The sequence below is a fragment of the Microbacterium sp. HMWF026 genome (assembly GCF_003061325.1).
Lineage (GTDB): Bacteria > Actinomycetota > Actinomycetes > Actinomycetales > Microbacteriaceae > Microbacterium > Microbacterium testaceum_E.
On sequence record NZ_QAJB01000094.1, the window covers coordinates 1 to 10,295 of the forward strand.

At 70.9% G+C, this 10,295-nt stretch carries 10 protein-coding genes; 6 read left to right on the forward strand and 4 right to left on the reverse strand.

The genetic code is table 11. The annotated features are described in order from the left end of the window. Positions 1-488 precede the first annotated feature (488 nt). The gene (locus tag DBR36_RS04655; protein ID WP_181373476.1) at positions 489-1,190 is read left to right on the forward strand and encodes a DUF998 domain-containing protein; all 702 of its coding nucleotides are present in this window, start codon (positions 489-491) and stop codon (positions 1,188-1,190) included. Then, positions 1,187-1,423: a hypothetical protein gene (locus DBR36_RS04660; RefSeq protein ID WP_108317781.1), complete on the forward strand. Its 237-nt coding sequence runs from the start codon at positions 1,187-1,189 to the stop codon at positions 1,421-1,423. The genes DBR36_RS04655 and DBR36_RS04660 overlap by 4 nt, the downstream gene beginning before the upstream one ends. On the opposite strand, the gene DBR36_RS18230 is transcribed toward DBR36_RS04660, so the two are convergent. Then, the gene (locus DBR36_RS18230) at positions 1,398-3,869 is read right to left on the reverse strand and encodes a LuxR C-terminal-related transcriptional regulator (protein ID WP_108317782.1); all 2,472 of its coding nucleotides are present in this window, start codon (positions 3,867-3,869) and stop codon (positions 1,398-1,400) included. The genes DBR36_RS04660 and DBR36_RS18230 overlap by 26 nt on opposite strands. Positions 3,870-4,202: 333 nt before the next feature. Between DBR36_RS18230 and DBR36_RS04670 the strand changes: the two genes are divergently transcribed. After that, entirely contained in the window at positions 4,203-5,747 is a 1,545-nt protein-coding gene (locus DBR36_RS04670) for a polysaccharide biosynthesis tyrosine autokinase (RefSeq protein WP_258222569.1), read from the forward strand. A 180-nt stretch (positions 5,748-5,927) separates the two neighbouring features. Here the strand turns inward: DBR36_RS04670 and DBR36_RS04675 are convergent, their stop codons facing one another. After that, positions 5,928-7,403 (reverse strand): sugar transferase, encoded by a 1,476-nt coding sequence (locus DBR36_RS04675; protein ID WP_258222568.1) that lies wholly within the window; start codon positions 7,401-7,403, stop codon positions 5,928-5,930. Between the two features lie 373 nt (positions 7,404-7,776). On the opposite strand from DBR36_RS04675, the gene DBR36_RS04680 reads away from it, so the two are divergent. Both DBR36_RS04680 and DBR36_RS17280 read left to right on the forward strand, forming a co-directional pair. Further along, entirely contained in the window at positions 7,777-8,052 is a 276-nt protein-coding gene (locus tag DBR36_RS04680) for a helix-turn-helix domain-containing protein (protein ID WP_108317785.1), read from the forward strand. Positions 8,053-8,146: 94 nt separating this feature from the next. Then, positions 8,147-8,506: a DUF6907 domain-containing protein gene (locus DBR36_RS17280; protein WP_146185228.1), complete on the forward strand. Its 360-nt coding sequence runs from the start codon at positions 8,147-8,149 to the stop codon at positions 8,504-8,506. Positions 8,507-8,512: 6 nt separating this feature from the next. Here DBR36_RS17280 and tatC read toward each other — a convergent pair whose 3' ends face one another. Then, a complete protein-coding gene (gene tatC / locus DBR36_RS04690; protein WP_108317787.1) occupies positions 8,513-9,244 on the reverse strand; it encodes a twin-arginine translocase subunit TatC in 732 nt (243 codons plus the stop codon). A 53-nt stretch (positions 9,245-9,297) separates the two neighbouring features. Then, positions 9,298-9,534 (reverse strand): twin-arginine translocase TatA/TatE family subunit, encoded by a 237-nt coding sequence (gene tatA / locus DBR36_RS04695; RefSeq protein ID WP_108317788.1) that lies wholly within the window; start codon positions 9,532-9,534, stop codon positions 9,298-9,300. A gap of 219 nt (positions 9,535-9,753) precedes the next feature. Here tatA and DBR36_RS04700 point away from each other — a divergent pair. Then, on the forward strand, positions 9,754-10,295 hold a 542-nt coding region (locus tag DBR36_RS04700), incomplete at its 3' end, for a hypothetical protein (protein ID WP_108317789.1).

The following is a 10,295-nucleotide window of genomic DNA, read 5'->3' on the forward strand; positions in this document are numbered from 1 at the left end:
CTCGCAGACGGGGTACGGGGTCTGCGAGACCGCGCATCGGGGAGAGCGGTCGTGTTGGGAGAGTGGGATCTTGGGGGAGAGCCGCACAACGTCCGCTCGATGTCGAGGCTGGCACACCGCGCGAGCTGCACGGGGAGGATGCCGTCATTTCTCACCCCGTGATTCGCCCGCGCGGTGTTTTCTTTCCCACGTGCCCTCGCCGGGCGGGCGGGCCCCGACGAGAGGCGTCATCGGGCGCGGGAGCGACGGTGGATGTTCCGCACGTTCGACGGCCCAGGGTGCGGGCAGAGCGAGAGCATCAAGCGGTGCGGCCCCCCGGCTCGCGTGCGACGCTTCCGCTCTGCCCGCGGGTTCAGCTTTGCCTGCGGGCCGCGGCGTTGCCGCCCGCGACGGGGCAAAATCACCCGCCAACCCCGCCAGATCACCACCTCGCCCGGGGGATGGGGAGCGAGGCGGTAGGGTGGCCGAGCGCTATCCAGGAGGAGCCGATGCCGAAGACCCTCGAGAGACCCGTCGGCGTCATCGCCCGTCCGCGCGCCGTCCGCTCGCGAGGACTCGCCACGCTCGGTGCGGGGTGCGCGTTCGCGAGTGCGGCTCTCATCTGGCTCTGTCGCGCCGAGGATCCGAGCGTGCACTACGTCAGCCAGCTGGGCGCGACGGGCATGCCGACGGCGCCGCTGTTCAATCTCGCCCTGCTGCTGCTGGCGATCGCAGCCGTCATGGTCGACCGTGCACTCCTGGCCCGCCGCGTCGGGTACGTCGCGGGGTGGCCGATCGCGACGACGCTGCTGGTGTGCGGACTGTGCTTCGGCTTCGCCTCGGTCGTCACGTGCTCGCCGGGATGTCCCGTTCCGTTCACCGCCGGTTCGTTGCCGCAGGACTTCGTGCACATCACTTTCGCGGTCCTCGGTTTCGTACTCGCGATCGTCGCGATGGCCCAGACGGCCATGCTGCGCCGACGTCCGTGGATGCGGGCGGCGAGCATCCTGACCCTCACCGCCGTCGGAGCGACCTCGTTCACCGGTGCCATGATCGCGCTGTTCCGCGGCGACACCGTGCTCGGGGGCAACCTCGAGTTCACGGCGGCGACGCTCGCCATCACCTGGTTCGGCGTGTTCGGTCTGCAGGTCGCTGCGGACGCGAGCGCCGCGGACCGCGAGCCCGGCCCCGCCGAGGTGACGATCCCGTGAGCACGCACTCCAGGCGTGAGCGCTACGCCGGCGTCGTCCGGCGGGTGCGTCCGCTCGTGTCGTGGTTCGCCTCGCTCGCGGCGCTCATCGTCATCCTCGCCGTTCTTCGCGGCGCCGGCGTCCCCCTCTCGCTCCCCGGCATCGCGGTCGTCCTGCTGCTCCTCTTCGTCGGGCGCGGGGTGATCGGCTGGCGGCGCCGGCGCCGCGTCACATCTCGGAGTCGGTCTCGATGAGTCCCCACGCGTGCGCGGCGCGGATCGCGCTGGACCGGTCGGACACCTCGAGCTTGCGGTAGAGGCCCTGCAGCTGCGTCTTGACCGTGTTGGGCGAGACGACAAGGGCGCGGGCGATGTCCGAGATGGTCGAGGTCGGCGTCAGTTGCGCGAGCACGACCTGCTCGCGCTTGGTCAGGTGGGGCACGCTCACCGACGAGGCGAAGAAGGACCGCCCCGTGCTGAGGCGCTCGCGGGTCTCGGGCGAGAGCATCTTGAGCACCATGGGCCGATCCTCGGGGGCGACCGCGCTCCACGGGCTCCACAGGTCGTGACGCGCGCTCAGGGCCTCGGCGCGCTGCACGGTCGTCCGGTGCGCGGAGGCGCCGTTGAGGCGCACGTCGGCGACGATGCTCACCACCAGGCTCTCGAGCGCCGCGCGCGGGGACGGCTCGTGGTGCAGCCCCCACTTCACGCTCATCACGAAGGATTCGTGGGTGCGGCCCGCATACAGGTTGGACAGTGCGATCGCGGGCGCGGTGGCGGCGGACAGCCCGTAGGGCCCCTCGAACAACGACGTGGCCTTGCGCGCCTGGCGGAGGGCGATGAGAACCTTCGCCCGAGCGGTCAGCAGGTGGATCGACTGGAAGTGCGAGGGGGGTGTGCTCCGGGTGCGGGCGGTCCAGACGCGCAGCAAGCCGAGAGCGTCGGAGGCGGCCCCCGAGAGCAGGAACGAGAGGGCATGCACGGATGCCGCGTACGGCCAGAGTTCCCGCGCGCCCGCGGTCGCGGGCAGGTCGTCGAGCAGGGCGCGCGCCTGAGCGGCGTCGCCCTCTTCGAGCCGCAACCACGCCTCGGCCACGCGCAGCCCCTCGCCCCAGGGCGACGACTTCCACGTCTCGTCCGCGTCGGCCTCGACCAGAGCCCGTGCCCCCGGCACATCGCCCTCGAGAAGCTCGAGGACCGCGATGGCACCTCTGGCACGCAGGCGTCGCGCCGGGGGAGCCGTGCGTTCCGACTGCGTCAACGCGATGCGTGCGTCGCGCAGCTTGCCCATCGCGAACGCCGTCATTCCGACCTGGTACCACCCCTCTGCAGCGGTTTCGGTGCTCAGGCCCCGCGCCTGCCGGAGCGCGTCTGCGAGAGCAGCGGAGGACTCAGTCGACAGGGCGAACCGCCCGGCGGCGCGGAGGAGGTTGACGCGCAGTGTCAGGGCTTCGACGCTCGCTCCGGCCGGGGTCCTGGCATCCGGAAGGTGGGACAGCGCGGTGACCGCGAGAGCGGGCGTCTCGGGGGACGACGCGGTGCGCGGGTCGAGAGCGAGCAGGGCGTCCACCGCGTACGGCGTCGCCGGTGCGCTCGACACGAGTTCGTCGAGGAGCCCGGGCAGACACTCGGCATCCCGGGCCCAGATCTCGGGACCCGACGAGCGCAGGATCCCCGCGAGGGTGTCCCACTGGCGGGCGGCCGCGGCCAGCTGGGCGGCGAGAAGGGGCTCGCCGGCGCCGACCAGGTGCTCGAGAAGCTGGAGCCGTGCAGCGCTCACCCTCTCGGGGGCTCGGGCGGTGATGTCGCGCAGCCATCTCTCGCGGACGGGTTCGGCCAGCGTCAGGCGGGTCGAGCTGGGCCAGGCGAGACCGGCGTCCTGCAGGCGGGTGATCAGCTCGCCCGTGGAGCCGATCGACGGGTCGACTCCCAGGGCGTCGGCGATCTCGGTCGTCACGTAGGGCGCCACGGCGAGGAGGCGGATGTCATCGGTCACCGGGATCTGCAGTCTGTTCTCGAAGTCCGTCGTCAGCGCCGCCCCGGCGTACTCGGCCACCGCTGCGGCTTCGCCGCGCGTCCGCAGCGACAGACCCTCGAGGCGAAGGCGGGCGGCGCTCAACTGCGCCAGGGCCGGCCAGCCGTGGATGTGCTCGGCGAGGTCGTCGATGGCGACGTCGGTGGTGACCACGCCGTTCAGCTCGAGTACTTCGGCGATCTCGTCGCGGGTCATCAGGAGGGCGTCGGTGGCGAGCACGTGCACGTCGAACTCGAGAGCGATCAGGGGGCTCTCGAGCCCCGTCGCGTGCCGCGTCGCCACGACGATCCGCAGGTCGGGATCTGACCGCAGCAGCTGCAATAGGTGGTCGGTGGACAGCTCGGACCCCTCGACGTGGTTGTCGACGAGGAGGACGTGGGCGGAGGGACCCGCGACGAACGCCTCGACGATGCGCTCCGCCGCACCGGGCCCGGCCAGAGCGCCGTCGACGAGCTGCACGCCGAGCTGGTCGTCGTCGTCGAGCAGGGTCGCGAACTGCCGCAGAAGCGAGCTCTTGCCGACTCCGGCGGGGCCGCGCACGAGCACCACATCGCCGGCGAGGGCCTGTCGCAGACGCGCCAGGGAAGCCGGTCGAGCCGCCCAGAACCGGCTCGCACGTCGGGCCGTTCGCACGCCAGGGGGGACGGAGTCCACGTCGATCAGCATCTTTACCTCCAGGTGGTGGGGCGGCGTCTCCCTTCGGGTGAGGAGTTCCGCCGACGCGACGAGCGGGTGGCCGCGTGGGAACGATCCTGGGGGTGACGCCGGGCGCCGATGGACCAAAACCGTCTGTTTCATCCCCCACGTCATCCCCTCATCACCCTCCCTGGCGTCACCCTTTTCATCACCCTTCGGCATCACCCTCTCGTCGACTGATCCCGGTTTCATCCGTCCCGGCGGCGTCGATCGTCGTCGCGGGCGCCGGAGCACCCGGGCCTAGGCTGCCTGCGACCACGGCGATGTCCTCGTCGGGGTGCGAAAGGCGGAGATCGAGTGGACATGCAGCGAGTCGTGCGCATCCTGCGCGCCTATTGGAAGACGATCGGAGCCCTGCTCGCGCTGGGCGCGTTGGCCGGTCTGGGATGGAGCGCGCTGCAGCCGCGGGTGTACACGGCGGATGCGAGCGGGTACGTCGCGACCGTCTCGTCGGACGGGTCGACCGGGTCGGCTCTGGCGGGCGATCAACTGGCGCTGTCGAAGGTGAAGTCCTTCGTCGACATGGGCTACTGGCGCAGCGTCGCCGAAGCGGCGCGGCAGACCCTCGGGGTCAACGACAGCCCGGAGTCGCTCGTGCAGCGCGTCCGCGTCTCGAACCCGGTCGATACGGTCAACGTGCGCGTGGACGCCACCGGACCGACGCCGGAGTCGGCGCGCGACCTTGCCGAGGCCTGGATCCGGGGGATGACGACGCAGGTTGACGATCTCGAGACCGGAGGGACGGGTCAGGGTGCGGTCCGGCTGATCGCCGGCGACTCGGCGCGCCTGCCGACCTCGCCCTCGTCGCCGAACATCAAGATCGACGTCGCCGTGGGCGGGATCGCCGGCGGCGTCCTGGGGGTCGTCTTCGCCCTCGTCCGGCGCACCTTCGACCGGCGCGTCCGAACGGTTCAGGACATCACCGACACCGTCGACGCCTCGGTGGTCGGCGTCCTGCCGGTCGACAAAGAGCTCGCGAACGGGCGGGCGGTCTTCTCGTTCACCGACATCCGCGACGGTCGGGGGTCGTTCGCCCACAAGGAAGCGATCCGCGAGCTGCGCACCAACCTGCAGTACGTCGATGTCGACCGGCCCCCGCGCGTGATCGTGGTGACGAGCCCGCTGCCGGGCGACGGCAAGTCGACGACCGCGGCGAACCTGGCCGTCAGCATCGCCGCGACCGGGCAGTCCGTGATCCTCATCGACGCCGATCTGCGTCGTCCCGTTATGGGAGGGGTGTTCGGCTTCTCGGACGATGTCGGACTCTCGGACGTTCTCGCGGCGCGAGCACAGATCGAGCAGGTCGCCCATCAGGTCGACGAGGAAGGTCGCCTGTTCGTCGTGGCCGCCGGCCGGACGCCCCCCAACCCGACCGAGATGGTCGGTTCGCAGCGGCTGCAGAGCCTCGCGCGGAAGCTCGCCGAGGAGATGGTGGTGATCGTGGATTCGCCCCCCACCCTCGCGGTCGCGGACGCCGCCGTCATCGCCAGTTGGGCGGACGGCGCGGTGCTGGTGGTGACGGCCGGACGCACCACGGACGACATGTTGACCCGTGCCATCGAGAACATCTCGAAGACGCGCGGACGGTTGCTGGGGATCGTTCTGAACCGGGTACCGCTGCGAGGACCGGATTCCTCGTACTACGGGGCGCGTTACGGCGGCCACTACGGCTACGGGGAATCCCACGCGACGGGTGCGGAAGGGATCAAGCGATCCACCCGTCGGGGTGCGCGGGGCGTGGCGGCCAAGAGCGGCCCCGCCGAGACGGGGCCTCGTCGCCGGTCCAACGCGGCACCGGACGACGCGCGGGCCCTGCATGCGGGTGAAGTCTTTCGCGACCTCGGGTGAGTCTCCGAGCGAAGGCGACCTGACGCCCCGGGGCGGCCGGGTGCGGAGGGTCTGGCGCGATGCTTCGGAGGCGTCCACCGCTGTACGACCGGTCTCCGGTGGTCAGGCCGCAAGGGGTCCGGGAGCGGTGACGCCCGGCTCCCGCACGATGGGCGATGCGGATGCCACGACGCGGGGCGTTCAGTGCGCCGTGTCGCCGGGAGCGAGAACAGCGCGGAAGGTCTTGGCGAGGATCGCGATGTCGCCCACCAGCGACCAGTTCTCGACGTAGAACAGGTCGAGACGGATCGCGTCCTCCCAGGTCAGCGAGGATCGCCCGCTGACCTGCCAGAGCCCGCTCATGCCCGGCCGGACGATGAGACGACGGCGCGCGTCATCGTCGTAGAAGGCGACCTCGGCGTCTCGCTGCGGCCGGGGTCCGACCAGGCTCATCCGACCGGCGATCACGTTGAAGAGCTGGGGGAGTTCGTCGAGGGAGTAACGACGCAACCACCGACCCACGGGGGTGATCCGGGGGTCTCTCTCAACCTTGAACAGGGGGGATTCCGAGCGCCCCTGGGCCTGGAGCAGACCCTGCAGTTCGGAGTCCGCTCCGTCGACCATCGAGCGGAATTTGAGCATGCCGAAGGGGATGCCGCCTTGGCCCACCCGCTCCTGTCGGTACAGGATCGGGCCCGGGCCCGATGCCCGCACCAGCAGAGCGACGACGGCGAAGACCGGGGAGAGCAGCAGGACGAGCGCGCTCGCGCCCACCACATCGAAGGCTCTCTTCGACAACTGCTGCGCCCGCGAGTATCGAGGCGTCTCGACGTGGACCAGCGGTAGTCCCGCCACCGGTCGGGTATGCAGTCGCGGTCCGGCCACGTCGGTCAGGTTCACCGCCACGATGAGCTGACGTCCGCCGGGGTCGAGGCTCCACCCGATGCGGCGGATGTCGTGGGCGTCGAGTACCGCACTGCCCGAGACGAGAACGCCGTCGGCGTCGAGGTCGTCGAGCCGGCGCCGTAGCCGCTCGGACTGCTCCTCGGACCAGGACGAGCGGCCCGGAGTGCGATCGAGACCGTGCACACCGATGACGCGCAGGCCGGCGGACGGTTGCCGGTCGAGCTCGGCCGCAACGCGGGCGTTCTCTTCGGGGCTGCCGATCAGCACCACGTGGGTGCCCATCTCGCCCGTGCGGCGGCGACGCGCCAGCATTCGGCGGCAGAGTGCTCGGCCTGCCACGAGGGCGAGGCAGCCGACGGGAAGACTGAGCAGGAAGTACCCGCGAGAGAGTTCGGCGGTCGTCAGATAGGCGGCGATCGCGACGATCCCGAACACCTGCAGGGATGCCGCGACCACCAGCCGGTACTCGGCCACGCCGTACGCGATCACGCGCTCCTGGCGCGATCCGCTCAGCGCGAGCGCGAGCATCCACGCGGTGCTCGTGAGGACGGAGACGGTGCTGTAGTCGAGGGTCGACGAGGTCACGCCGACGGTGCGCGGGCCCAGCCAGAGCACCTGGGTTCCGAAGACGACGGTGGCGATGACCGCCGCGTCCGCGAGCAGGACCCATCTCGCATAGCGCCGCTGCCAGGGGATGCGTCGAGCGGATCGATCGGCGGTCGAGCCGGACGAGAGCCCGGGTGAGTCCTGGTACGAAACGGATGTCTTCACGGTTCGGCTGCCTCCCACGTCCGAGGACGTTTTCGCTCCCAGGTATCCGCAGTCGGACGCCGCTGAGCGCGACGACTCTTGCATCGGCGCCTGGCGCGGGCCGCACCGGCGGTTCGCCACCAGACCGGGTGAGAGGCGCAGACACGCGAGGAATGGAGACGGCGATCCGGCGGGTACCGGGGGGAGGGCTCGCCGGAATCGCTCGGTCGGAGGATCGGTCCGTTTCGGCCGTCGCCCGACATATCGCCTCGACCCTCACCCGTCTCGCGGGCTACCTCACCACCTCGGGTGTGCATGCCGTCGGCTCTCACAGACGAGCGAGGGGAATGTTTACATGTTCATGTGAGAATGGCCGATCGCGCAGGCTGGTCCCATGAGCGATGTGCCCGATCCCTGGACCGATTTCGCCCGCGAGCTGGGAGTGCGGATGCTTCGCGCCCGCGCCGAGAAGCAGATGTCGCAGGAGCAGGTCGCACACGCTGCCGGCCTCGCCACCTTCACCTACCGGAAGTTGGAGAAGGGCGAGTCGAATCCGGGGACCGCGGCGAATCCGCGGCTGCGAACCCTCGTGGCCCTCGCCGAGGTGCTGGAGGTACCGCTCAGCGACCTGGTCCCGCTGCCGCCGAAGGGCTTCGCACCCGGACGCTGAGGGGGATGTCGGAGGTTTGCGTTTCACTGTGGTGGTGCCCATCGATGTCCGGATCGTCGCGTCCTGCGGCGATGCCTCGAGGAAGGTGCACGCCATGAACCCCGCGATCCCCGACCGTCACCCGGCCCTGTGCCGGTGCCCGTACGCGTGGTGCGTCACGGCTCACGGCGACACGGTGCATCCCGACGACGAAGACCACCGCAGCGAGGGCGTCGCTCTCACGGTCAGAACGCGCGACGGATGGGCCCAGGGTGACGGCGACGCCCGCGACGTCGAGATCGGCGTCCTCCGTCGCCGAGACGACGACCTGACCTGGATCGTCGTCGAGGTCGGCGGGGGCACGTCCTTCGCGGTCGAGCTCGACGATGCGGATGCGATCGGGCGTCGGCTCGTCCTCGAGTCGCAGCGCGCGCGAATGGTGGCCGGCAGCCCGGTGTCACCGTCTGCGTCCTGACGCAGCTCAGCGGGACGCGCGAGCGCGACGCTCGACGCGGCGATCGTGCAGCAGCGTCCAGGCCGCCGAGCCACCGTACAGGGCGCACAGCGGCACGGCGATGATGAGCATGCTCAGCAGGTCGGCCGGGGGGGTCAGGGCGGCGGAGAACACGATGATCGCCACGAGTGCCACTCGCCATCCGCGGACGATCGTCCGTCCGCTGAGCACTCCCACGGCATTCAGCGCGATCAGGACCAGGGGCGACACGAACGACAGCCCGACGCCGACGACCAGCTTCAGCAGGAAGTCGAAGTACTGACTCGCGGTGAGCATCGTGGTCGACCCCGAGGGCGCGAAGCCCGCGAGGATGGTCACGATCTGCGGCACCACCGACCATCCGAACCAGACGCCGCAGAAGAACAACGGCACGGCGGTCGCCATGAAGACCATCCCCCCTCGCCGCTCGCGAGAGGTGAGGCCGGGCACCAGATAGGCCCAGCCCTGAAAGATCCACACCGGTGCCGACAGGACGATGCCGAGCGTCAGCGCGATCTTGAACCGGAGATCGAAGGCTTCACCGATGCGCGTGAAATTGAGCCCGGTGAGCGAGGGGCCCTGAACCTGACGCAGGGGGCCGGCGGCGGCCTCGATCACGAGATCGGACAGCGCGAAGCCGGCGACTCCGGCGACGGCGATGGCGATCGCGCACAGAGTGAGGCGTCGCCGGAGTTCGGACAGGTGGGCGAGGAGCGGCATCCGTCCCCCGTCCCCGGCCCCGTGGGGGGCCGGGTGATGCCGCGTCCCGCGCGTCACGTCTGAGACGTCGTCGAGCCGGCGCGCCCCGTCTCGGAGCCGTGGTCGGGCGTCGTGGCGGGGGGCTGATCCGCGGCGGCCTCGGCGTCCTTGGTCTCGGAGCGGAGGATGCGCACGGATTGGCCGACGCTCTTGGCCAGCGCGGGGAGCTTCGCCGCGCCGAACAGCAGAACGACGACGGCGAGGATGAGCAGCAGATGCCAGCCCGAGAATGCGTTTCCGAAAATGCCCATGGCAGCCTTCCTGTCGGGGATCCCCTCCATCGTGCGATCGCCACCCGGACCGCGGGGTGATCGGGGCCGAACCTCGCCCGCCTCCGTCGGCGACTTCACCCGCCCCGGGGCGCGCGGGCACGTGCCGACGTCGTACCGCTCGCGCGCCGCGCGGGGGTGTACTCGGAAGCGGTAGGCGTCTGCCGCGCGAGAGGAGAGTGCGATGCTCGAGGCCGTTCGATGACCGGTGATCGGTTGGTGATCGTGTGCACCGCCAACATGATCCGCTCGCCCTTCGTCGCGGGGCTGCTCGCCTCGCATCTGGCGTCGTCGCCCCACGTCCGGCTCCGCATCGAGAGCGCGGGGACCGCGGCTCGGCCGGGGGCGCACGCGACGAGCGAGGTGCGGGAGGTGGCGCGCGCCTATGGGCTCGACCTGGGAGGTCATCGTGCACGGGCCCTGACCGACGGCATCCTGCAGCCGGGGGATACGGTGCTGTGCGCTGAGCGCGCGCATCGCCGGGTCGTGCTCGACCTGCGCCCCGACCTGGTCTCATCGGTGTTCACGGTGCGGGAGTTCGCGCGCCGCGCCGAGGCGGTGTGCGCTCGGGGCGGGGCGTCCGATTGGCCCGCCCTGGTGCGGGCGGCGGGGCGGGAGCGTCTGGCCGGGTCCGGCGGGGGGAATTACGAGGACGACATCGTGGACCCGGTCGGCGGCTCGCGGACGGTGTGGCGCGACTTCGAGCGTCAGGCCACGCTGGCGGTGTCGACCATCCTGGGGGC

Coding starts and splice junctions, on each gene's coding strand:
- DBR36_RS04655 (WP_181373476.1), top strand. CDS start 489: ATGCCGAAGACCCTCGAGAGACCCGTCGGCGTCATCGCCCGTCCGCGC.
- DBR36_RS18230 (WP_108317782.1), bottom strand. CDS start 3,869: ATGCTGATCGACGTGGACTCCGTCCCCCCTGGCGTGCGAACGGCCCGA.
- DBR36_RS04670 (WP_258222569.1), top strand. CDS start 4,203: ATGCAGCGAGTCGTGCGCATCCTGCGCGCCTATTGGAAGACGATCGGA.
- DBR36_RS04680 (WP_108317785.1), top strand. CDS start 7,777: ATGAGCGATGTGCCCGATCCCTGGACCGATTTCGCCCGCGAGCTGGGA.
- DBR36_RS17280 (WP_146185228.1), top strand. CDS start 8,147: ATGAACCCCGCGATCCCCGACCGTCACCCGGCCCTGTGCCGGTGCCCG.
- tatC (WP_108317787.1), bottom strand. CDS start 9,244: ATGCCGCTCCTCGCCCACCTGTCCGAACTCCGGCGACGCCTCACTCTG.
- tatA (WP_108317788.1), bottom strand. CDS start 9,534: ATGGGCATTTTCGGAAACGCATTCTCGGGCTGGCATCTGCTGCTCATC.